Raw genomic sequence first — 22,098 nt, forward strand, 5'->3', positions numbered from 1 at the left:
GCTTGGATCAAAGGAATATTTACTCGTCCATCCTGGACAACTCATGACACACTACTGGATTGTAAAACAAGTTTAGGGTTACGGCTTTATAAGCGACTCCAACATTATTGAGGTTTATATTCGCTACTTACACCTCAAACTAGAGGCGAATCATTAAATCACCCATCTGGTATTCAATCACTCATTTAGTTACCGCTACACTTAAAAACCGTAGACAACTTCAGGAGTGCGATGAGTTATCTCGAAACAGCGGCGCAGTTTTACAGTGAAGTCGCCCAAACACCCCAAGTAGGACTTTGTTGTGTGCAAAGCACACCCCTGCAATTACCAGGGTTGAACATTCCGTGTAAGATGCAGGAAATGAATTATGGTTGCGGTACCACCGTTCACCCCACCGAACTTGGAAATCAACCCACAGTGCTGTACGTTGGAGTTGGTGGTGGATTAGAAGCTTTGCAATTTGCCTACTTTTCTCGCCGCCCTGGTGCTGTCATTGCTGTTGATCCAGTGCTTGAAATGCGTCAAGCCGCTGCACGTAACCTGGAAATTGCTGCCAAAGAAAACCCCTGGTTTGACACCAGCTTTGTAGAAATTCGGGAAGGCGATGCTTTTAACTTACCTGTTGCTGATGATTCTGTTGATATCGTGGCGCAAAATTGCCTTTTCAATATCTTTGAACCAGAAGATTTAACTCGTGCTTTGCAAGAAGCTTATCGGGTGTTAAAACCAGGGGGAAGATTGCAGATGAGTGATCCAATTGCGACTCGTCCCATTCCAGAACATCTGCGAAAAGATGAGCAGTTGCGAGCAATGTGTTTATCAGGCGCACTCACTTATGAAGAGTACATTCAGCGTATCATAAGTGCAGGATTTGGTCAAGTAGAAATTCGCGATCGCCGTCCTTACCGTTTGCTCGATTCCCAGACTTACAACCTACAAGAAAATCTCCTTTTAGAAAGTCTAGATTCTGTGGCTTTCAAAGTTCCAATTCCTGAAGATGGTGCTTGTGTATTCACAGGAAAAACAGCCATTTATGCTGGTTCAGAACCATTGTTTGATGATGAAGCAGGTCATGTTCTTCCCCGTGGTATTCCAGCATCCGTGTGTGATAAAACTGCTGCAAAACTTGCAGATTTCATGCCAGATAAAATCATGATCACTGATTCAACCTGGCACTACAACGGCGGCGGTTGTTGTTAACCGTGTAGGGTGCGTTACACTGCGTTAAATCAGATGTTGCACCCAACAAGAGCCAGAGGCTCTAACAGGATGTTTGAGAAGTATCAAATATTTTACTTGATCCCCCCTGCCCCCCTTAAAAAGGGGGGTAAAAGTCTCCCTTTTTAAGGGGGATTTAGGGGGATCATCGATAAATTTTGGTACAATACGGCACTTTCCAAACATCCTCTAATATTTCGTTACCAGGTTCAACCTGGTAACGAGGGTTTGGAGGCTTCGCCTCCTCCAATGTGTGCTAAACAGACCTTATAATTTGCATTTTCACAAGTTAGATAATGATTCAAACAGCGCTCACGCCTTTCCAACAAAAACTTGCGTCTCCTTTAACAAAAAAAGGAATCACTGTTTTACAAATTAATTTAGGTAAGCGCTGTAACCTTGCGTGTACCCATTGCCATGTAGAAGCAGGACCAAAACGCACAGAAGAACTTTCTCCAGAAATTTGCCAACAATTGATTGAGATAATTCAGAGATTCCCGGAAATTAAGATTGTTGATTTGACTGGCGGCGCACCTGAAATGAATTATGGTTTCAAGGCATTGGTAGAAGCAGCAAGAGCAAATGATAAACAGGTGATTGTCCGCTCTAATTTGACCATCTTTTTTGAAGAGGGATTTGGCGACTTACCAGAATACTTCGCTAAACACAAAGTTCGGGTTGTTGCTTCTCTGCCGTGCTATTTAGAAGATAATGTAGATAAAATGCGTGGTACAGGCGTATATGATGGTTCCATCAAAGCGCTGCAATGGCTGAATCAACTGGGTTATGGCAAAGAGCCAGATTTAATTGTGGATTTAGTCTATAATCCACAATTGCCTACAACTGAAAAATTTTCGCAAACGCCAGACCAAATCAAGCTAGAAAGAGATTACAAACAGTACTTGCAAGAAAGTTTTGATATTACTTTTAACAACCTCTTCACCATCACCAACATACCAGTTGGTAGAACAAAACTGTATTTAGAAAGAAAGAAACTATACGCTCCTTATTTGCAGTTTTTAGAGTCTCATTTTAATACAGGAACGGTTGAACATTTGATGTGTCGGGATGAGCTTTCAATTGATTATCTGGGTCATGTGTATGACTGCGACTTCAACCAAATGATGAATTTACCTGCGAAAACTCGCGACGGGGAAAACATCACTGTTACCAAATTGCTGCAAGCTGGTCGTTTAGACTTGATAGGTGAGGTACAAACAGCAGCTTATTGTTATGGTTGTACGGCTGGTAGTGGTTCGAGTTGTGGTGGCGCTTTGGTGTGAAGTTCTTGTATGATTTCCTGGGCAAGGCGTTCAGCAACTTACTTGTGCTGCTTAAGAATAATGTCGTTACCAAAACTGTTACCGGCGCTTTACTAACGCTCGTATAGGTTTATGATGAATCAAAGTTAAGTCTCCTCACACCACACCTATAACCGTGGACTCAATTGAGCTTCCACGGTTTTTTATTTTTTCATCAAATGTCAACGGATACTAGCAAGTCTAGGGAACTTACGCAAAGGCGCTAGTCTCCTATACGAGAGGAAGCGCGTGAATACGCCCAAAAATTTTTTGTTACCAAAATTGTTACGAGCGTGTTTATACTGCTCAGCTACCATTATGATGATATTAAGTTAAGCTCCTCACACCACATCAATAGCCGTGAAACTTTTTGTTTCACGGCTTTTATTTTAGGTGTACAGTGACACATTATTTGTCATATAAGACAAATTGCTGTCATTGAAGACAAATAATATAAGACTCCTCCGCAGATTTTTGAACGACACGTAAGGTGGGCAGTGCGAACGCAAAACTCGGATGTAGTGGGCAAAATACGGTAAGCACTGCCCACCCTACAATACTTAAGATTTTTCATAAATCATTTAGGATTGCTATGGTCATTATCGCCACACATTAGAAAACCTGGGTAAAGAAAAGGCGATCGCCTCACTTCCCTTTTCCCTGAGTCGGCGGAATTTTTCCTTCATCCTGGGCTTGTTTAATCGCTCGTTTGACAATTAGCACTGCCATTTGAGACAAAGAACGCTCCTCTGCATCAGCCAACAGTTGCAGGGCTTCTTTGTCTTCTTCTTCCATGTAAAGAGTTACAGTTACTTTCCCCATATCACTATCATAAGCTCTGTTGTGTGTTTTTAACTTAAACACATAAAATAACATAAAAACACAGTAAATAACATAAAAAATATGTATAATTACTTATAAGTCAAAAGCCAGCGCACAACTTTCTCAGGGCTGACGCACTGGCTTTTGGCCCCCATATCACAGGAGACATATTCCATGTTAAAGCCTGTTAGCTACAAAACAGATGAACACAGAGCTTATCAACAAGCTTTAGATGACTTCAACATTACAGAATTACTGGCAAAGCTCAACAACTACTTTGATGCTGACTTTGATAGCGCCTGGATACAACCCCAGCAGCAAGAAATAGAAACTCTAGCTGCGATTCTGATTTCTCAGTTAACTCACAGCATCAATGGTAAGTTGATTGCCGATTATCTCAATCTCATCCAGCACAGTAACCAAGATATAGTCCCAGGCTTGATTAACCTGAAATACCCAGACGCATCTATTGAACTTCCAGCCAATTTTCCTGATGTAGCGAAGACACCCAGATTTTTATATGGCGATCGCTTGCGTTGGCTCACTCAGCAAAGCGATACTGACTGGGGTATTGTCATCGGTCGATTCTATAGCTATGCTTCCCATCGTTGCGACTGGACATGGTGCTACCTGATTTGGTTGAGCCAAGATAGCCCCAGCACCGCTTGGACATCTGCCGATATTGCTTGGGAAGAGGATTTAGAACCAATCAGCGAGGAAACAAACTTATGAATCCTCATCCACTCAAGCAGCGAGAGCAAGATTTGATTCAACTCTACAGTTACTGTCAATTGGGAATGACTCCTAAGCAGTTTTACTCCAAATGGCAGGTGAACTACGAAGAAATTGCTCAGATTTGCTCTCGTTCCCTTTCCACCGTTCGGCGCTGGTTTGCTAGAGGTAAAAACTACCGCCGTCCCATGTCCACCGATTTACGCCACCTTGCCTTGATGAACTTTTTGCTGGAACACTTTGAGGATATCCCCGAAGAACTGTTGCAGAAGCTTTGTTTTCCAGACAAGAGTGAGTAGCAATTGAATCTAATTTCAATATCATTCTGATATTTTTTGCCAGCCACCGTCACAGTAGGCTGGCTTTTGTCTTGGAAATTACAGATTTTACCAGGAGAATTCGATGACTTATCTTGAAAAGCTCAATCCTTGGTGTATAGTCCGACTGCAACCTAATATGCAGCACCACATTGTAGCTCGTTTTCGTCGCCGCAGTGATGCAGAAGCTCATCTACAAGTTTTACGCCGACTTATCCCAAATGTGAATTTGACACTGATTTTTAATGTGGCGTTAGAGCAACAAGACATAACACCAATTCGTAATTCGTAATTCGTAATTGTTAATTACATAGCGATCGCCCTTGGCGGGGCTTTGCCCATCGCATCCTCTTGTTACCTGAAACTGCCATTGGGCGATCGCAAAGGTGCCAGTGCCGTAAGTCCTGCGGAGGCTTGTGCCAACGCACAGCGTCTGTGCTCTTGAGAAGGCGATGCCTGCGGCGGGCTACGCCAACGCATTCATCAACGTTTGAGAGAGAATCTGAAAAGCTTCAGTAGCTAGTTTTTTTGTTCAATGTAAATGTAGGGCGATGATAGCTCGTTGTCGGGAACACATCACCTGTGATAAAAATCTATCCGTTTCCGGAATCTAGGGCGCTGGTGTTGAATTTCTCTGATAATAGAATATGTGCGACTCTCACGTCCTTACCTATGAACGAACAGCGTCAGCAAGACTATTTCAACCTGATTCAAAGCCTGTTGAATTGCCGTAGTGACGATGAAGTCCAAGAAATTTTGGTAGCAAGCCAAGATTTAATTGATGCTGGCTTAGTACAAAAGATGCTGGAAATGGCAAATAATCTACTAAAGCAGGGCGAATTAGACCAAGCTAATCGTTTAATGAATATAGCAGGACAGCAGATAGGGGTTTATAGTAAATTATCATCGACTGCCACAGAAAAAGAATACTTAGATTTCTTAGAGCAAGTGCTGAAAGTAACAGCAGATAGTAGAGGTGACGCGCAGGTAGTTTACCCCTTGCTGGTAAACAATACAGACAAACTCAACAGTGTGTTAGCAGAAATATTGCGTCGTTGGGGGACAAATAGACTGAGGGAAGCTGAAGCAAATGTGGCGAAATCCATCGCTGGAGTAATAGCAAATTTTGCCAATTTAATAGCGCAATTCCCCTTGGGTAACAAAGCCAGCAATATAGAAATTGCCATTACCGGCTATGAAGTCGCGCTGACAGTCTACACCCAGCAATCTTTTCCTGTTGATTGGGCAATGGCGCAAAATAATCTCGCTGCTGCTTACAGTAACAGAATTAGAGGAGAGCGGGCACAGAATTTAGAGCAGGCGATCGCTTATTACCAACAAGCTCTCTCAGTAATAACTTTTGACGCTTTTCCTGTTGATTGGGCAATGATGCAAATTGATCTCGGTGAAGATTACAGTAACAGAATTAGAGGAGAGCGGGCACAGAATTTAGAGCAGGCAATCGCTTATTACCAACAAGCTCTCTCAGTAATAACTTTTGACGCTTTTCCTGTTGATTGGGCAAGGACGCAAAATAATCTCGCTGCTGCTTACAATAATAGAATTAGAGGAGAGCGGGCACAGAATTTAGAGCAGGCGATCGCTTATTGCCAAGATGCTCTAAAAGTTTATACTTTTGACGCTTTTTCCTATAATTGGGCAAGGACGCAACATGATCTCGCTGCTGCTTACAGTAATAGAATTAGAGGAGAGCGGGCACAGAATTTAGAGCAGGCAATCGCTTATTACCAACAAGCTCTCTCAGTAATAACTTTTGACGCTTTTCCCTATGATTGGGCAAGGACACAAAATAATCTCGGTCTTGCTTACAGGAATAGAATTAGAGGAGAGCGGGCACAGAATTTAGAGCAGGCGATCGCTTATCACCAAGATGCTCTAGAAGTTTATACTTTTGACGCTTTTCCTGTTGATTGGGCAAGGACACAAAATAATCTCGGTCTTGCTTACAGGAATAGAATTAGAGGAGAGCGGGCACAGAATTTAGAGCAGGCGATCGCTTATCACCAAGATGCTCTAGAAGTTTATACTTTTGACGCTTTTCCTGTTGATTGGGCAAGGACACAAAATAATCTCGGTCTTGCTTACAGTGATAGAATCAGAGGGGAACGGGCACAGAATTTAGAGCAGGCGATCGCTTATTACCAACAATCTCTAAAAGTTTATACTTTTGACGCTTTTCCTGTTGATTGGGCAATGACGCAACATAATCTTGGTGTTGCTTACAGTTATAGAATCAGAGGAGAGCGGGCACAGAATTTAGAGCAGGCGATCGCTTATTACCNACAATCTCTAAAAGTTTATACTTTTGACGATTTTCCTGTTGATTGGGCAAGGACGCAACATAATCTTGGTGTTGCTTACAATAATAGAATTAGAGGAGAGCGGGCACAGAATTTAGAGCAGCCGATCGCTTATTACCAAGATGCTCTGAAAGTAAGAACTTTTGACGCTTTTCCCCAAGACCATGTAGAAACTTTATTTAACCTTGGGACAGTTTACCAAGAAGTGAAACAGTTTGATTTAGCTTACACTACCTTTGAATCTGCCATTGCCACAGTAGAATCTTTGCGGTCAGAAATAGTTTCTGGAGAAGAAACCAAGCGCAAACATGCGGAACACTTTAACCAAGTTTATAGCCGCATGGTAGAAGTTTGCTGGCAATTAAATAAGCTTACGGAAGCGCTTGAATATGTTGAACGTAGTAAAACCCGCAATTTAGTTGAACAAATCCTCGAAGGTGACTCTAGAACTGTCTTCCTCCCAGAAGTAGCCACTCAATTAGAAACATACAGAGATGAAATAGCTACAGGACAAGCTCAAATCCAAAATGGTAAAGCTGAAAATCCAAAAGTCCTAGCACAACATCTCCAACAGTTGCGACAACAGCGAAATGAATTGCAAGACCGCTACTTACCCGTTGGTTACGGTTTCAAATTTGACTCCTTCCAGGCTACTTTGGATGAATATACAGCCATTCTCGAGTGGTATGTTCTCAACGATAAAATTCTGGCGTTTATTGTCACACCTATAGGAGAGGTAACTGTTTGGCAATCCCAACCAGAAGACCGACAAGCGTTGATTGATTGGGCAAATCAATATTTGCAAAACTACTACAATCAAAAAGACCAGTGGCAGAATAGCTTAGGGGAAGAACTCAAAAAATTAGCTTCCATTCTGCACATTGACGAAATATTAACCCAGATACCAAAGCACTGCGATCAACTCATCCTAATTCCCCATCGTTTCCTGCATTTGTTTCCCCTTCATGCACTCCCAGTAAATCAAAATTCTGAACATTCGCCTTGTCTTCTAGATTTATTCCCTCGTGGTGTAAGTTATGCACCTAGTTGTCAAATACTGCAACAAGTGCAAAAGCGACAACGTCCTGATTTTCAATCCCTGTTTGCCATTCAAAACCCCACAAAAGACCTCTCTTTTGCTGACTTGGAAGTAGAAAATATATTATCTTACTTTCCTTCACATCAAGTATTACCCGAAAAACAAGCCACAAAAGCTGCCTTATATGAAGCAGCAACGGAATTAAAACAAGTGAATTATCTCCACTTTTCTTGTCATGGTTCCTTCAATTTCAATTTTCCACAAAATTCCTGTTTAGTGCTAGCAGATGCCTATGTTTCTCCAGACCTTGTTGATGCTGATCCCGATAGATATGTAAAAGTATCCAAAGATAAAGCTGTAGATTTAAGTAAATGTCTGATATTAGGTAATTTATTTGAACGAACTTTCGATTTTAGTCAAACTCGTCTCGTGATTCTCTCCGCTTGCGAAACTGGTTTAATTGATTTCAATAATACAAGCGATGAATATATCGGCTTACCTAGTGGCTTTCTCTATGCAGGTAGTAGCAATGTTGTTAGTAGTTTATGGACGGTAAATGAATTATCAACATCCTTTTTGTTGATTAAGTTCATTCAAATTTTACAGGATGCTACAGATATGTCAGTACCACTTGCTATGAATCAAGCGCAGCAGTGGTTGCGGGATGCTACAAAGGAAGAGTTACAGGAATGGGTAAATCAATTGACTGTAGATAAAGATAATAAAGGAAAGATACGTCGTCAAATTAATTATAAGATGACTGGAGAGAAACCATTCAACTCTCCTTATCATTGGGCTTCATTTAGTGCTGTTGGCAAATAGGAGAAGAATCATGTCTGATACTGTTAACATTTTTGTGCATCTGTTGATTACTCAATCCTCATTATTTTCCCAAGAGGATAGGGATGAATTAGTTAAATTGATTGATAAAGAACCTGATGAGATCCAATCTTTATCGAATGCTATCTCAGATTGGTGTGAAGAACATCCTGAAGTAGAAAAAGCTTTAGCAGAATTTGAGGAAATAGGAGAAAAAGCGCCAGGAGCTAAACGAGCAAATACAAATATTCCCGAATACGAACTTGATAAAAAGAATATAATTAATGCTATTCAACAAAGTTCGTCATCTGCTAAGAACACAGAAAAACTGACTCCTAATAATTGATATTATGTGAAAAGTTAGATTCCCGACTTCTATAAGAAGTCGGGGATCTGGACACCGCGACATTTATCATCATGACAAAATGGATTATCTTTCAACAGTAAAGGTAGCTTATCCCAAACTTACTCTCTATGCCTTTCAAGTGAAGCATAACCTGGCACTAAAACCCAAACAGCCTGTAGAAAATGCCAACAATGTATGGCTAAAATGCCAGCAGCTTGGTAAACAACTTGGTGTGCCTAGATTAGAAAATTTACCGAAATTGATTGAAGAAGCAAACAATCAAAAAAATAGCATAACTGGGGAAATACTTCCCGAACGTATTTTAACTTTCACCGCCATTAAACATAAAAAGAATCTACACTTAAGCGGCGAAGCTAATCCCATAGAAATTCACGATACCTACGCCCTTGATTTAACCCTACGTTATCCCCACCCAGAGGTACAACTCACTGATTTAAGAGGACTAAATCCAGATGATTGCTTGCTTCCTAAAAATATCAATGCTTCTCTAGGACAAACCCTAGTATTTTTTGCTAAACCTGTAGGAAAGATAGATAACGAGCAAGCCTTCGCTGATGCTTGTGTTGCAGGATTACTATCAGAAGAAACTGTCCGGGAACTCAAAATTCATTGTCAGCATCAAGGGCAATTATTAGGTAGTCCTATATTTGAATATAACAATGATGCTGACTCTCCTGAAGAACAGTGCCATTTATTAATTTGGTTAAATACCCATTCCGAAACTACAAATTTAGAAGAAAAAGGAGAATATTATTATCCTTTAATTAACCTTCTCCTTTGCCGCAGTAAAATTATTTATGCTCGTTCTGAAGCTATATGGTGTTATGAACAAGCAAGGGAAGCCTATTCTGATTTAGAAAAATATAAGCAAGAGTTTAAAGAACAAAAAAATAACCCCATAGATTTAAAATTTGATAAATTCAATCAATTGCTGAACGAAATACCAGAAATTTCTTTTAATTATGTTGATTATTTAAGAGATTTAGAACTGCACAGAACTACGATTCAAACTAATAGCAAGAACTATCGTTTATATCTTGACAAGCTAAATAATGTATGCATAAAGTCAGATAATTTAGAATTCTTGTCCAACTTCCTGGAACTGGCTCTTGATACCTTTGTGGAACAAATTAATACTGACTTAGCTTATCTTACCCCCGGTCAAAACCTCTTTGACCAGATGATAGGGACAATTCGCGGCATAGTAGAGGTAGAACAAGCTAAGCGCGATCGCTCTTTAGAACGCACCATCCAAGTAGTAGGTATAGCCTTTGGTGGCGGTGCGATAGTTTCTGGTGTTGTCACCCAACACATAGATAAATCCTTCGGACAGCAGATAAATTTCAAGTCCCTAGTGCATCATCCCTTAGTATTATCTTTGCTGTGGAGTTTTCTGGCTACCTTCGTTTTTGGTTTGGTGGCTTGGTTGGTTACTAAACCGAAACCCAAGAGAACTAAAGGAAAGTAAGTGGGGTTAGAACAAGTTATCCCAATACGGTTCGGATAAGATCCCCCCGCCTGCGGCACTCTAAAAAAGGGGGTAAATGGGTAAAATAGCCCCCCTTTTTTAAGGGGGGTTGGGGGGATCTCCCTTGAGATAAACAAGCTAACCGAACTGTATTGGAAGTTATCCTACTCACGCTATATCAACAGTAGACTAAACCAGACACAGCATTACTGTGAGGTACTGTTACTGAGCAGATACATCAAATTATCGTGTCGTAACGACAACTTGTTGTGATCTAACGACAACTTGTTCGGATCTAACGACAGCTTGTTGTGATCTAACGACAACTTGTTCGGATCTAACGACAACTTGTTCGGATCTAACGACAACTTGTTCGGATCTAACGACAGCTTCTTGTGGAACTGCGTTCGCGTATCTCCTTCGGAGACGCTTCGCGAACGCGTAGCGTGTCCGAAGGACTCAGCGGGCACTCCGTGCCATCGCCTTTTGGAGAGCTCCCCTTTGCGCTAAAGTGTCAAATGCAATGACCAAGCTGAATTCACACCAGGAGGAAGCGATGAAAGCAGTTTTAATGACAGCAGCAGGTAGTCCCGAAGTTCTGCAAGTGCAGGATGTGCAAAACCCTGGCGTTCCTTTGGGAGAAACTGAACTTTTGGTACACTTACGGGCAGCAGGCATTAACCCGATTGACACCAAACTTCGTCAACGTGGCACTTTCTACCCCGACAAAATGCCCGCGATTTTAGGATGTGATGGTGCAGGTGTTGTCGAGGCGGTGGGTGCAGCCGTACAGAAATTTCGCGTAGGTGATGAAGTGTATTTTTGTCACGGTGGCTTGGGCGCACACCAAGGGAACTATGCTGAATATACCACTGTTGACGAGCGGTTTGTTGCCCGTAAACCCGCGTCTGTATCCTTTGCAGAAGCCGCAGCAGCGCCGTTAGTGCTAATTACCGCTTGGGAAGCTTTATACGAAAGGGGACGATTGGAACCTGGCGAACGAGTACTTATTCATGCAGGTGCTGGTGGCGTCGGTCATGTAGCAATTCAACTAGCGAAGCTCAAAGGTGCTGATGTCTGCACGACGGTCAGTACTCGGGAGAAAGCGGAGTTCGTCCAAAAACTGGGTGCTGACCATGTCATCTATTATAAAGAAACAGACTTTGTGCAAGCAGCACTAGATTGGACTGGTGGGGAAGGTGTAGACTTAGCTTTTGACACCGTAGGCGGAGAGACTTTTCATAAAACTTTCCCAGCAGTGCGAGTCTATGGCGACATAGTGACGATTTTGGAACCAGACGCTAACACCATTTGGAAAGCTGCTAGATTGCGTAATCTCCGCATTGGCTTGGAAATGATGCTTTTACCAATGTTGCAAGGAATTGTCGAAGCGCAACAGCACCATGCAGAAATTTTAGAACAGTGTGCTAAGTGGATTGATGCAGGGAAATTGAAAATTCAAGTTAGCGAGACATTCCCACTGGAAGAAGCAGCGAAAGCTCATCATTTGCTTGGAACTGGGTCAGTGACGGGTAAAATTGTTCTGCTAATGGAAGATAAGTGACAGGAAATTTGTTTTGGTAAATTATGACCCCACCCCTTACCCCTCCCCGCAAGCGAGGAGGGGAAAAAATATCTCCCCTTCTGTGCAAGCGAAGAGGGGAAAAAATATCTCCCATTCTGTGCAAGCGAGGAGGGGAAAAAATATCTCCCCTTCTTTGCAAGCGAGGACGGGAAAAAATACCTCCCCTTCTTTGCAAGCGAGGAGGGAAAAAAATACCTCCGCCTCTGGAGCAAGCAAGGAGGGGAAAAAATATCTCCCCTTCTGTGCAAGTCAGGAGGGGAAAAAATACCTCCCCCTCTCTGCTTGCGGAGAGGGGGTTGGGGGGTGAGGTTTTTTCATCTTGGGTAGTTTGGTTAAAACAAGCTGGCTTATTAATTATCTTATGTGCGCTGTTATTTTTTTCACAACCGCTACCCGCATGGGGCGCACCTGCACAAATAGAACGTACTGCTTTAACTCTAGAATTATTGCAAGAGCGACTGCATACGCCCATCCTTCGTGAAGGCAATGTCGTGGTAGATTTACGCCAGATGGTGATAAATTTACAACCGGAAAATGCCAGCTTTCGGGATGCATTCTATCAAATTTTACGCAAAGAACTGCAAAAAGCAGGCTCAAAACCTTTAGGTTTAGACTTGAGCCATTCTCTCATTCAGGGAGATTTTTTTGGCAGCGATTTAGGTTTGAGAACACCTCTGTATGCTCAAGCGATCGCCCCTATTTTCACCTCAACTGAACAAGAACAACTGGAACGTCTACGCGAGGTTTGCTTGCAGTCACTTGCTGTAGCATTACCTAGTTCCAAAGACTGTAAATCGCTTTTAGCAAAGTCAACGACATCGAGTGAGATTAGTGTTTTCCGTGGTTCGTTGACGCTGGTAGAAACTCGGTTCAATGGGGCTGTGCAGTTTGCCAATACGTTTTTTCTTCAGCCTGTGGATGCTCAAGGTGCTATTTTTACTCAACAGGCAAATTGGACTGAAACAAGATTCAGCCGTGCAAGCAGCTTTGCAAGTGCGATTTTTAAGAAAGAAAGCCAGTTTCTAGGCAGTATCTTCTTTGATAAAGCTAATTTTAAACAAACGCAATTTCAGGAAAGTATATATTTCCAAGACAGCACCTTTGAGGATACAGCCAATTTCACCCAAGCAAATTTTAATAACTTGGCTAAATTCAGTCGCGTGCAATGGCAAGGAAACGCTGATTTTTCTAATGTACATTTTTCCAAACAAGCACAGTTTAGTAAAGCTATTTTCAATCAGTTCCTCTTCCTTACAGACGCGACATTTGAGCAAGCTGTAACTTTCCGAGAAGCACAGTTTAACCAACTTGTGAATTTACAAGGGGCTAGCATTGTCAATTCTGCAGATTTTAGCGATGCTGGATTTGCCAAGGATGCTTATTTGAATGTCTCTGGTCTAATTTTTAACTCTAACCAAGCAAAAATTTTAGGCAATCCAGGTCAAATTGGTAAAATGCTTGTGGTGTCTGGGCTGCAAGGCAATCAAAGCGTTTTGCGGAATTTAGGGCAAAATTTCCGTCTGTTGCAGCAAATTGGCGATGCGAATCAGTTGGAGTACACAAAGCAGCGGCTGCGACTGCAAGATTTAAGCCGTCATCTGGTTGGTACGAATTTGAATAGTGCTTCTCAAGAACGTTTGGTAAAGCTGGGTTTTTCGGTAATTCAAGCAGAAGCGATCGCCCACCGCCGTCTTCAACAATTATTTCGCAATAAAACTGAGTTACTTACTTTACCGTATATAGATTATGAAACATACACCCAACTAAGCTCGCACTTATTTGTCAGCGAACCCCTCTCCCCATTTGGATGGTTACTGCAAGCATGGAATTGGTTGACGTTGAGTTTACTGCTGCTGCTTTCCGGGTATGGTACGAATTTTTGCTTGGTAATTGGTGTGGGGTTGATTGCGATCGCCTTCTTCGGTTTGCTGTTTTGGTTTGTTGATCGTTTCCGCCGCCTGCTTCCAGTACCAATTATTCCCACAGCATACGAAACCACTTGGATGCTAACGAGTTTTAGTCTGTTAACACTGTTTGGCTTATTTGCTATCTTTCGGACAGGAGAACAGCCTTGGCTAACACTCGGGTGTCTTTTCGTTATTATCTTCCCGTTGGCGATCGCATTGTTATTCCGACTTTACCAACAAGGGCGCTATCACAACTTGATGGACGTTTCCTACTTCACGGAAGATGGGACTTTGCGCCAGTTGCGATTACTTATTGGACGTTTGCCAGTGATACCCAGGTATCAAATGTTTCGTGAGCGATATCTACCCCTGTTGTTCAACTGCCGCTGGAACTGGCTCAATTATTACGACTTTAGCCTCAACAACCTATTGAGATTAGGTTTTAATGACATTCGCTTACGAGACGAACACCTTCCTGGTATCATCACCACACTTGCCTGGTATCAGTGGATTTTAGGTATACTTTACATCACCCTACTTTTATGGACTCTCTCGCGCACAATTCCCGGATTAAATTTGCTAATCTACTTGAAATAAATCTTTCTAGATTCAGAGGGAACACGGAACAGGGAATAGGGAACAGGGAAACCCACGCTTTAAAGCGTGGGATTGTAATAAGGACGCCGTTTTTCTCGCGCTGCGCGTCTTGAAAAACATCATGTAGTTCATACCTTGGATAACTCTTCTTCAGATCCCCGACTTCTTAGAGAAGTCGGGGATCTTATTTCGACCATTCACTTGCAATTGCTTGCTACTAAACTTTAGCTTCCAAAGACTTAAGCAATTCAGTATTCACACCAGACTCACGCGTTAACGCAATCTTGCCAGTGCGAGCTATTTCTCTGAGACCAAATTTTTGCAGCACTTGTACAATTGCCACCATTTTACCTGGATCTCCCACAACTTCCAGAGTCAGAGAATCTTCTGCCACGTCCACAACTCTCGCCCGGAAAATTTGAGAAATTTCGACAATTTCTGAACGGGTACTGCTGGTTGCATTCACCTTGAGCAACATCAATTCTCGCTCTACGCAAGGAGTTTCCGTCACGTCCTGCACTTTCAAAACGTTGATCAGCTTGTATAATTGCTTAGTGAGTTGTTCAATAACGCGGTCATCACCAGGGACAACCATTGTAATCCGAGAAATTCCTGGTTGCTCAGCAGGACCAACCGCAAGGCTTTCGATGTTGAAGCCGCGACGGGCAAATAAGCTAGAAATACGGGAAAGAACTCCCGCTTCATCTTCTACAAGCACTGATAAGGTATGTTTCATCGTCGCCAACACAGGCTAGAGGGAGGAAGTTATGAATAACAGAGATAAGCTAATGTATTTTTAACTTGTATGCAAACGGGCGGGCAAGATGCCCACCCCACAAGACATCTGTCTAAATGCAATATGCAAATTAAATGTTTGTTAGCTTATGAGTATGTAGCCGTGCTACACGTACTGTTGCACAAGATTGCAATGTAACCCCTTATTGTAGCGGATCTGGTAATTGGAATCGAAATAAGTCGTCTTGGGTATTACAGTTAAAAAGCATTTCCGGATCTGGCAAAGGTAATGCTTGCACGCGATGTTGCTTCAGCCACTCCTGAAATGACCGCCCCCCTTGGTTGATATACTGCATTAAACTTGCTAAACAGCGACGGCGGTAAAAACCACACAGCGGTTCCCATCCTTTAGTATGATGAACTAGAGCAGCGATCGCCTCATCCTCCACACCATCGAGCCCCACCGCCCATTCTTGCAACACCTCAACGCGCAACTTTGGTAAATCGCAGGCAAGCAGCAACACCCAATCTGTTTGCACATACGCCAGTGCTTGAGCAAACCCAATAAGTGGTCCGTGCGGTAATGATTTGCCGCTCGTTTCATCAGACAAAGGCACTTCGCGGATAAACTGAACTGTGGGTGATAGCAAGTGTTGGTAACGTTCCTGCCAGGGAGTGACGACGTAAACCTTATCAGCACAACTTGCGGCAATTTGACAAATCAACTGCAATAGCGGTACGCCTTGAATGGGAATCAATGCTTTATCCCGTCCCATGCGAGAACTTTTTCCGCCTGCTAAGACTATGGCAGTTAAGTGATTAGTCATGAGTCATAAGTTCGTAGTGAGGACTTTAGTCCTCTTTTATCAAAGCAAGTAGTGTAGAGTGGGCACTGCCAGTTAGAGGATGTCTGAAAAGTTTGTGGACTCCAATCGACGATGTTGAGCTTGAGGTAAGGGGGTGTGATTGCAGCAGCGACAGACTTTCCTCTATCTTAGTCTCCCTAATTTGCTCGTGGGTGAGAATTGACAACTCGGCGTTGAGTGTTTATATGTCGTTGGCGAGTGTTTGAGACTCGGCGTTGAGTGTTTATATGTCGTGAGCGAGTATTGGAATCTCATCATTGAGTCTCAGAAGCTTGTTGTCGAGTATCAGTTTTCTCTAATGTGGGTATTGCCTACTATTGCGGTTTTCAATTGGAAAGAACATAGTTCTTGATTCTTGTGGGATGGGCATCTTGCCCGTCCTATATGCGGGCGGGCTACAAGCCATTGGTGTCAACAATCACGTTCAAACCTTTATCCGACGTTGATTTACCCCACCCCTTACCCCACCCCGCAAGCGGGGAGGGGAGGTTTTGGCGCTCTTACAAACCGGGGTGGGGTTTTCCAGGATTTGTTGGTAATTGAGCGGACATGATATCAAACCTTTATCCCACGTTGATTTACCCCACCCCTTACCCCACCCCGCAAGCGGGGAGGGGAGGTTTTGGCGCTCTTACAAACCGGGGTGGGGTGAAGCGACAATCGGGGGCAAATATAAGGGCATAAGGTAACAACAAATGCAGGAACGCACAAATCAATGCGATGCGTTACGGCAAGTTCTCACTTTCTCAAAGTTTCCAATCTTTACATAGCCGTAACACATCCTACTTATACAATCATCCCCTTAGCTGACTCTGCTGCACTTGCTGCAACAACTTGTCCAAATTCTCTGCTGCTGGAAGACACTTCAACCCTTGGCAGACTAAGCCAACACTTTCCTGTGGTAATTTAGCTACTGCAACCAAGGCAGTACTAGGTAAATACCTCGGGATGAGAGAATGTATCTGGTCTGCGGTGGTACGGATTAAGGTACAGTTACGATACCAATCCAAGGCTATAAACAAGCTGGGACAAGCTTGGGGAGCGCGGCTCATCACACTTCTAAATGCTTTTAACCCTTGCTCGGCTAAATCTAAGTAATCAAGATTGTCGGTTAAAAGAGCGATACGGACAAGGTTGGCGATCGCAACTCCATTGGCGGATGGTGTGGCATTATCTGCATAGCTTCGCTCTCGCACAATCAAATCTTGACTTGCGTCACTCGATGTGTTGTAGTATCCACCTAGTTCCACGCTCCAAAGATATTCGTGGAATTCCTCTTGGATGGCGATCGCTCTTTCGAGCCACAAGGAAGATGAGTTGTGAGTCAGTGAAACTTGGTGTAAATCGAGTAGGGCTTTGATAAAAAAGGCGTAATCTTCAGACTGAGCGAGTACTGTAGCTTTACCTTCGTAATTCAATCGATGGAACCGCCCATCGACAAACTGATGATCCAAGATAAAGTTCGCTGCTTTTGCTGCTAGTTCCAGATACTCTGGTTGTTGAAAAACTCCATACGCCCTTGCTAAACCGGAAATCATCAAGCTATTCCAGGCGACAATCATCTTTGTATCTGTCACCGCAGGAATGCGTCCTTTCCAGTTTTCGGTTTTTGCTTCCTGGTTGTTGCGGGCGGGGGGGAAAGTCTCTACTGACTCAGGTGTTGCACCATAGCGAATTGCAAACAGCTTGGCGAGTACTGTTTCCAGCGTTTCACTCAGCTTTCCTGAATTCCGCCTTTGCAACACATTTTTACCCTCAAAGTTACCATTAGGCGTAACTGTAAACTGCTGTTGCAATTCTGTTAGTTCTTCAGGAGTCAGCAGTTGCTGCAATTCGCTGTAACTCCAGACGTAAAACGCCCCTTCCTCGGGTTCTGCTTCTGTGGGAGTGGTGAAACTATCTGCATCTTGAGCTGCATAGAAGTAGCCAGTTGGCGCAGTCATTTCTCGCTTCAGCCATTCGACGGTTTTGGCGATCGCCCGTTCAAAAGCTGGCTCTTGGACTCCTGCGTTCCACAAATTAGCGAGATACTCTACAATTTGACCGTTGTCGTAGAGCATCTTTTCAAAGTGCGGCACTGTCCAGGTATGGTCTACAGTGTAGCGGTGAAAGCCACCTGCTACATGATCATAAATGCCGCCCAGTGCTAGGTCTAGTCCCCGCTGGGTACAAATTTGCTTGCCATCATACCGCGAGTGTTCCCAGGCTGAGCCTGGGAACGAGAACCTGGTTCCCCTTAATGCAAGTTCTGCGTAAGGAATCATGGGGAAGCTGTTACCAGTTTGATTGGGTGTGATGATACCTGTAGAAGTTTCCCAACCTTTGTGCAACAATTCTCTATCTTGAGATTCTGTGACTCCATCGGATTGCAACACTGCGGAGGTGAGGAGTGACTCAAGAATGACTGCTTTGCGATCGCGTAAATCTTCTTTTTCTGTATCGTAGTAGTGACGAATTGCTTGCAGGACTTGCAAAAAGCCAGGACGACCGTAGCGCGGTTCAACTGGGAAGTAAGTACCAGCGTAGAATGGTACTAAATCATCTGGGGTGAGAAAAACGTTCAAAGGCCAACCCCCTTGACCGCTCATCATTTGCAAAGCTTGCATATAAATGCTATCAAGGTCTGGTCTTTCTTCCCTATCTACTTTTATAGGAAGAAAGTTGGCGTTCATGTACTGGGCAATAGCCGGATCGGAAAAAGCTTCGCCTTCCATAACAGTACACCAGTGGCAACTGGAGTAGCCAATCGAAAGAAATATCGGTTTATTCTGTGCCTTTGCCGTTGCGAGTGCTTCGTCACACCAAGACCACCAATCAATAGGGTTTTCGGCGTGTTTGCGGAGGTAGAGACTTTGAGCTTGAGCCAGACGATTAGTCATGATAAGATGCCTGTGGACAGACTTCTTTGCTCAGTCTAGCTTGTTATGGAAATATTGACTTCATAGCCTTTCACAACTCTATGCTTGGGCGAATCGCGTAAAGAAGCTGATGATTTCCTCGACTTATCGCTTTCGAGAAATAATATTATTCAACAGAGTTAAGCACTGCTCTTGCAATTGGAGCTGACATCGTACCTGAAGTTGGTATTGCCTCTGTCTTAATTGTCGTTGGGCTAAGACCTGCTATCAGGTGGAGTAAGAAGGTGATGATGGCGGCTTGCACAAGTTTTTCGAGCATGGCAACTTCCTCTAACTTTAGGTGGGTGACATATTGAGTACAATTTGTTATTAAGATTGCTCCCTGTATTATTTATCTACCCAACGAAGCGTTTCTATTCCGGAAAAGACCTAGTAAAAATGCGGATAACTTTACACAAACGTAACAAGATGAAAGCTTTGTGACAAAAGTAGTCAAGTCCCGTAGAAATAACTAGTACCGCTTTGGCGAATTCAGGCATTCAAAAACCCTTGTGTTTTATGGCTTTTGACATTTTGTGAAATGCTATGTTTATTTCCCAATACGGTTGGTGATAAGGCTTGAGCCTCCCTAACCCTCCTTAAAAAGGAGGGAATTAAGCCCCCTAATGCATCGGGGGTTGGGGCATCTTCTATAACCGAACACCATTCCGGCATGAGGTACTACACAGGTATAAACAGACAAAAAAGTAGATTTTTTGAGCATGAAAGCCTTCAGTTCGCAGTTACTTCAAATGCTGCTGACTTCTTGCACGAATTTTTTTTCCAAAATTGGGTTCGGGGTTCAGGAAAACAATCAGCCGTTGCAATCGATAAAATGTATGTAAATTAGTTACAAACAGTCTGCATGATTCCTATCGTTATTGAACAATCAGGTCGTGGCGAACGCGCCTTTGATATTTACTCACGGCTGTTGCGTGAGCGCATCCTTTTTTTGGGACAGCCGATTGATAACAACGTAGCTAACTTGATTGTTGCCCAGCTGCTGTTCTTGGATGCAGAAGACTCGGAGAAAGACATTTATATGTACATAAACTCTCCTGGTGGTTCGGTAACGGCAGGTATGGGGATATTCGACACTATGAGGCACATCCGCCCAAACATCTGTACAATATGTACCGGTTTGGCAGCGAGTATGGGTGCTTTCCTCCTCACTGCTGGTACCAAGGGTAAGCGGATGAGTTTACCCCATTCTCGGATCATGATTCACCAACCTTTGGGTGGCGCTCAAGGACAAGCCACTGATATCGAAATTCAGGCACGCGAAATCCTTTACCACAAGCAGCAGCTCAATCAATATTTAGCCGAGAACACTGGTCAGCCATATGAAAAAATTGCCGAGGATACAGAAAGAGACTTCTTTATGTCGCCGGAGGAAGCAAAGGATTATGGCTTAATTGACCTTGTGATTGACCGTCACGCTGCTGGTAGCCGTCCAATGGCTGTGGTGTAGTCAGTTATCAGTGAACAGTTATCAGTTATCAGTTATCAATTATTCATTGTTGACTGATGACTGTTCACTGTTTCAAAATCCTGCTAATGGATCTAGGGGTGTAGGTTGAGATTCTAAGTATCTCAGGAAATCGTGCAATTCGTCGTCACTCAGTAAATGGCGCGATCGCTTGCCATAGGTTTTAATCAGATAATCTCGCCCCTGGTCTGTTGTCCAACCTAGGCGCTGCATTTCGACCCCGATTTTAGCGATATCATCTGACTGATCAACAGGTTCGCTCTTCTTCTTTTTCTTGGTTGTTGCTGTTTGGGTTCCGAGATCTTCTGGCGAACTGCTGTAACTGCGTGACCCAAAGGGTGTCACATTACTTGGAGAAATCTCAGGTATCGTGTTATTTTCTTGGTTACCAGAGAACATTCCCAAGTTTTCCAATGGGGTGTCAAATTGAGTTTCTTGCTTGTCATTAGTAGGACCTTCAATCAACTCTTGGTTTTTAGTATCGTTTATCCCGATTACAGATGAAACTGCTGGGGGGGTTGGAGTTACTTCTGTTTTAGGAAAACTGTTGACAGGGGAATATGTATCGTTGACTTGGTTTATTGTAAAAGTTGGGGTTGGCTTTACCTGGTTAGCAGGTTCTCCTGAAACAACTACTGACTCCTGTGGCGAACTGGTGATTCCTAAAACTACCAGCGCCCGATTTCTAGCTTGGTCTTCTGCTTCTTCGAGTGTTTCTGCTGCAGCCATTCCAGTGGCGCGGGTAACACCATCAATTTGTACACTTGCCCGAACAATATATTTACCGTGATAAATTTGCACTAATTCAGAAATCAGATTGCCTTCGGGATATTTGCTCCGAAATTGAGCCAACATAATACTGCCACCAATCGAAAGTCTGTTGAATCTAGGGTTTGCTAGCTAAGAAGTGTGTCTAAGCTTGGACTCGTCGTTGGGTTATGTACAACATACTCTCACTTGATGAGTGCCAACGAAGAACGCTTGAACAATTAGCAGTTACCAATGACCAGTTATCAGTTTCATCCGCCTGTTCACTGATCACTGATGACTGATGACTGATTTAATCCGTGTCCTGATTGTAGCACGAGGTTTTTCGGGCAAATTTTTGGCTACTGCTTATTGACCAAAGGTGATTTGGTTGTCCTTGCTATACTAATTACCTAATTAGTAATGTAGAACTATTTTCTGTAAGTGCGCTCTGTATCTACAATAATGAAGGAATGGTTCTTCCTCACAGCTTGTTTGCTGCTGACCTAATTGTTTCCGATCCTACATATGGGTCAATTAGATTTGTCGGCAGTTTCTCCTAGTTAAAAATCAGAGTCACATGGCGTAAAAGTACCTTCAAACCAGACAATCCAACACCTGCGATTTCCCTAAAGAGTGCTTTTGGGCAGCGTGGAGACTTCTCCAACGTACGTAACTCAAACACCCGTTGCGTAATTACCGAGGGGGCAAAATCTCAAACGGGCGTACTTTGAAAGATTGTCTAAGAGAAGGAACTTGAACGTATTGACGCTTTGACATGTTCGTGCAGTGCCCAAAGATTGTTGGGCAATTCGTTTCCCGAAGAGTGTCTGTAGTCGTGAGGGTACACAGCACAGAACCAGATTCAAAA

Annotated in this window: 18 protein-coding genes and 1 pseudogene; 12 read left to right on the top strand and 7 right to left on the bottom strand. The window is 43.2% G+C overall.

The features are described from left to right. Positions 1-13: 13 nt before the first annotated feature. The 3 genes and pseudogenes from AACT52_RS06315 to arsS all read left to right on the top strand — a co-directional run. Positions 14-157: pseudogene (locus AACT52_RS06315) on the top strand (winged helix-turn-helix domain-containing protein); the annotation flags it as partial. Positions 158-231: 74 nt separating this feature from the next. Then, positions 232-1,200, top strand: coding sequence for an arsenosugar biosynthesis arsenite methyltransferase ArsM (gene arsM, locus AACT52_RS06320; RefSeq protein WP_073629752.1), 969 nt, complete (start codon positions 232-234; stop codon positions 1,198-1,200). A 314-nt stretch (positions 1,201-1,514) separates the two neighbouring features. Then, positions 1,515-2,501: an arsenosugar biosynthesis radical SAM (seleno)protein ArsS gene (gene arsS, locus AACT52_RS06325; RefSeq protein WP_073629754.1), complete on the top strand. Its 987-nt coding sequence runs from the start codon at positions 1,515-1,517 to the stop codon at positions 2,499-2,501. 663 nt (positions 2,502-3,164) lie between these two features. Here the strand turns inward: arsS and AACT52_RS06330 are convergent. Further along, the gene (locus AACT52_RS06330) at positions 3,165-3,341 is read right to left on the bottom strand and encodes a ribbon-helix-helix domain-containing protein (RefSeq protein ID WP_073629928.1); all 177 of its coding nucleotides are present in this window, start codon (positions 3,339-3,341) and stop codon (positions 3,165-3,167) included. Between the two features lie 174 nt (positions 3,342-3,515). Here AACT52_RS06330 and AACT52_RS06335 point away from each other — a divergent pair, with 174 nt between their 5' ends. The 3 genes from AACT52_RS06335 (at position 3,516) to AACT52_RS06345 (ending at position 4,682) form a co-directional block, all read left to right on the top strand. After that, the gene (locus AACT52_RS06335; protein ID WP_073629756.1) at positions 3,516-4,073 is read left to right on the top strand and encodes a hypothetical protein; all 558 of its coding nucleotides are present in this window, start codon (positions 3,516-3,518) and stop codon (positions 4,071-4,073) included. Further along, complete coding sequence (locus tag AACT52_RS06340) at positions 4,070-4,372, top strand: helix-turn-helix domain-containing protein (RefSeq protein ID WP_073629758.1); 303 nt, start codon at positions 4,070-4,072, stop codon at positions 4,370-4,372. Before AACT52_RS06335 ends, AACT52_RS06340 begins: the two co-directional genes overlap by 4 nt. A gap of 103 nt (positions 4,373-4,475) precedes the next feature. Further along, complete coding sequence (locus tag AACT52_RS06345; RefSeq protein WP_073629760.1) at positions 4,476-4,682, top strand: hypothetical protein; 207 nt, start codon at positions 4,476-4,478, stop codon at positions 4,680-4,682. A gap of 62 nt (positions 4,683-4,744) precedes the next feature. Here AACT52_RS06345 and AACT52_RS06350 read toward each other — a convergent pair whose 3' ends face one another. After that, positions 4,745-4,870, bottom strand: coding sequence for a hypothetical protein (locus AACT52_RS06350; protein WP_272937079.1), 126 nt, complete (start codon positions 4,868-4,870; stop codon positions 4,745-4,747). Positions 4,871-5,638: 768 nt separating this feature from the next. Here AACT52_RS06350 and AACT52_RS06355 point away from each other — a divergent pair. The 5 genes from AACT52_RS06355 (at position 5,639) to AACT52_RS06375 (ending at position 14,493) form a co-directional block, all read left to right on the top strand. Beyond that, the gene (locus AACT52_RS06355) at positions 5,639-8,572 is read left to right on the top strand and encodes a CHAT domain-containing protein (protein ID WP_443216620.1); all 2,934 of its coding nucleotides are present in this window, start codon (positions 5,639-5,641) and stop codon (positions 8,570-8,572) included. Between the two features lie 10 nt (positions 8,573-8,582). Then, a complete protein-coding gene (locus tag AACT52_RS06360) occupies positions 8,583-8,915 on the top strand; it encodes a hypothetical protein (protein WP_073629764.1) in 333 nt (110 codons plus the stop codon). Positions 8,916-8,994: 79 nt separating this feature from the next. Further along, the gene (locus AACT52_RS06365; RefSeq protein WP_073629766.1) at positions 8,995-10,404 is read left to right on the top strand and encodes a hypothetical protein; all 1,410 of its coding nucleotides are present in this window, start codon (positions 8,995-8,997) and stop codon (positions 10,402-10,404) included. A gap of 556 nt (positions 10,405-10,960) precedes the next feature. Further along, a complete protein-coding gene (locus tag AACT52_RS06370; RefSeq protein WP_073629930.1) occupies positions 10,961-11,968 on the top strand; it encodes a zinc-dependent alcohol dehydrogenase family protein in 1,008 nt (335 codons plus the stop codon). A gap of 389 nt (positions 11,969-12,357) precedes the next feature. Then, positions 12,358-14,493 (top strand): pentapeptide repeat-containing protein, encoded by a 2,136-nt coding sequence (locus AACT52_RS06375; RefSeq protein WP_443216621.1) that lies wholly within the window; start codon positions 12,358-12,360, stop codon positions 14,491-14,493. A gap of 217 nt (positions 14,494-14,710) precedes the next feature. On the opposite strand, the gene ilvN is transcribed toward AACT52_RS06375, so the two are convergent. The 4 genes from ilvN to AACT52_RS06395 form a co-directional block, all read right to left on the bottom strand. Next, positions 14,711-15,229, bottom strand: coding sequence for an acetolactate synthase small subunit (gene ilvN, locus AACT52_RS06380; RefSeq protein ID WP_073629770.1), 519 nt, complete (start codon positions 15,227-15,229; stop codon positions 14,711-14,713). 202 nt (positions 15,230-15,431) lie between these two features. Beyond that, positions 15,432-16,055 (bottom strand): molybdenum cofactor guanylyltransferase, encoded by a 624-nt coding sequence (locus tag AACT52_RS06385; protein ID WP_073629772.1) that lies wholly within the window; start codon positions 16,053-16,055, stop codon positions 15,432-15,434. An 833-nt stretch (positions 16,056-16,888) separates the two neighbouring features. Then, positions 16,889-18,973 (bottom strand): thioredoxin domain-containing protein, encoded by a 2,085-nt coding sequence (locus tag AACT52_RS06390; protein WP_073629774.1) that lies wholly within the window; start codon positions 18,971-18,973, stop codon positions 16,889-16,891. Positions 18,974-19,118: 145 nt separating this feature from the next. Next, positions 19,119-19,271 (bottom strand): hypothetical protein, encoded by a 153-nt coding sequence (locus AACT52_RS06395; protein WP_198940879.1) that lies wholly within the window; start codon positions 19,269-19,271, stop codon positions 19,119-19,121. A 585-nt stretch (positions 19,272-19,856) separates the two neighbouring features. Here AACT52_RS06395 and clpP point away from each other — a divergent pair. After that, the gene (clpP, locus tag AACT52_RS06400) at positions 19,857-20,462 is read left to right on the top strand and encodes an ATP-dependent Clp endopeptidase proteolytic subunit ClpP (protein ID WP_073629776.1); all 606 of its coding nucleotides are present in this window, start codon (positions 19,857-19,859) and stop codon (positions 20,460-20,462) included. Between the two features lie 72 nt (positions 20,463-20,534). On the opposite strand, the gene AACT52_RS06405 is transcribed toward clpP, so the two are convergent. Beyond that, on the bottom strand, positions 20,535-21,335 hold the full coding sequence (locus AACT52_RS06405) for a hypothetical protein (RefSeq protein WP_073629778.1): 801 nt from the start codon (positions 21,333-21,335) through the stop codon (positions 20,535-20,537). Positions 21,336-22,098 lie beyond the last annotated feature (763 nt).

It is taken from the genome of Scytonema sp. HK-05, from assembly GCF_963872035.1.
Taxonomy (GTDB): Bacteria; Cyanobacteriota; Cyanobacteriia; order Cyanobacteriales; family Nostocaceae; genus Kalymmatonema.

Excerpts from the sequence above, each read along its gene's own strand:
- arsM (WP_073629752.1), top strand. The coding sequence starts at position 232 with ATGAGTTATCTCGAAACAGCGGCGCAGTTTTACAGTGAAGTCGCCCAA.
- arsS (WP_073629754.1), top strand. The coding sequence starts at position 1,515 with ATGATTCAAACAGCGCTCACGCCTTTCCAACAAAAACTTGCGTCTCCT.
- AACT52_RS06330 (WP_073629928.1), bottom strand. The coding sequence starts at position 3,341 with ATGGGGAAAGTAACTGTAACTCTTTACATGGAAGAAGAAGACAAAGAA.
- AACT52_RS06335 (WP_073629756.1), top strand. The coding sequence starts at position 3,516 with ATGTTAAAGCCTGTTAGCTACAAAACAGATGAACACAGAGCTTATCAA.
- AACT52_RS06340 (WP_073629758.1), top strand. The coding sequence starts at position 4,070 with ATGAATCCTCATCCACTCAAGCAGCGAGAGCAAGATTTGATTCAACTC.
- AACT52_RS06345 (WP_073629760.1), top strand. The coding sequence starts at position 4,476 with ATGACTTATCTTGAAAAGCTCAATCCTTGGTGTATAGTCCGACTGCAA.
- AACT52_RS06350 (WP_272937079.1), bottom strand. The coding sequence starts at position 4,870 with ATGCGTTGGCGTAGCCCGCCGCAGGCATCGCCTTCTCAAGAGCACAGA.
- AACT52_RS06360 (WP_073629764.1), top strand. The coding sequence starts at position 8,583 with ATGTCTGATACTGTTAACATTTTTGTGCATCTGTTGATTACTCAATCC.
- AACT52_RS06365 (WP_073629766.1), top strand. The coding sequence starts at position 8,995 with ATGGATTATCTTTCAACAGTAAAGGTAGCTTATCCCAAACTTACTCTC.
- AACT52_RS06370 (WP_073629930.1), top strand. The coding sequence starts at position 10,961 with ATGAAAGCAGTTTTAATGACAGCAGCAGGTAGTCCCGAAGTTCTGCAA.
- ilvN (WP_073629770.1), bottom strand. The coding sequence starts at position 15,229 with ATGAAACATACCTTATCAGTGCTTGTAGAAGATGAAGCGGGAGTTCTT.
- AACT52_RS06385 (WP_073629772.1), bottom strand. The coding sequence starts at position 16,055 with ATGACTAATCACTTAACTGCCATAGTCTTAGCAGGCGGAAAAAGTTCT.
- AACT52_RS06390 (WP_073629774.1), bottom strand. The coding sequence starts at position 18,973 with ATGACTAATCGTCTGGCTCAAGCTCAAAGTCTCTACCTCCGCAAACAC.
- AACT52_RS06395 (WP_198940879.1), bottom strand. The coding sequence starts at position 19,271 with ATGCTCGAAAAACTTGTGCAAGCCGCCATCATCACCTTCTTACTCCAC.
- clpP (WP_073629776.1), top strand. The coding sequence starts at position 19,857 with ATGATTCCTATCGTTATTGAACAATCAGGTCGTGGCGAACGCGCCTTT.
- AACT52_RS06405 (WP_073629778.1), bottom strand. The coding sequence starts at position 21,335 with ATGTTGGCTCAATTTCGGAGCAAATATCCCGAAGGCAATCTGATTTCT.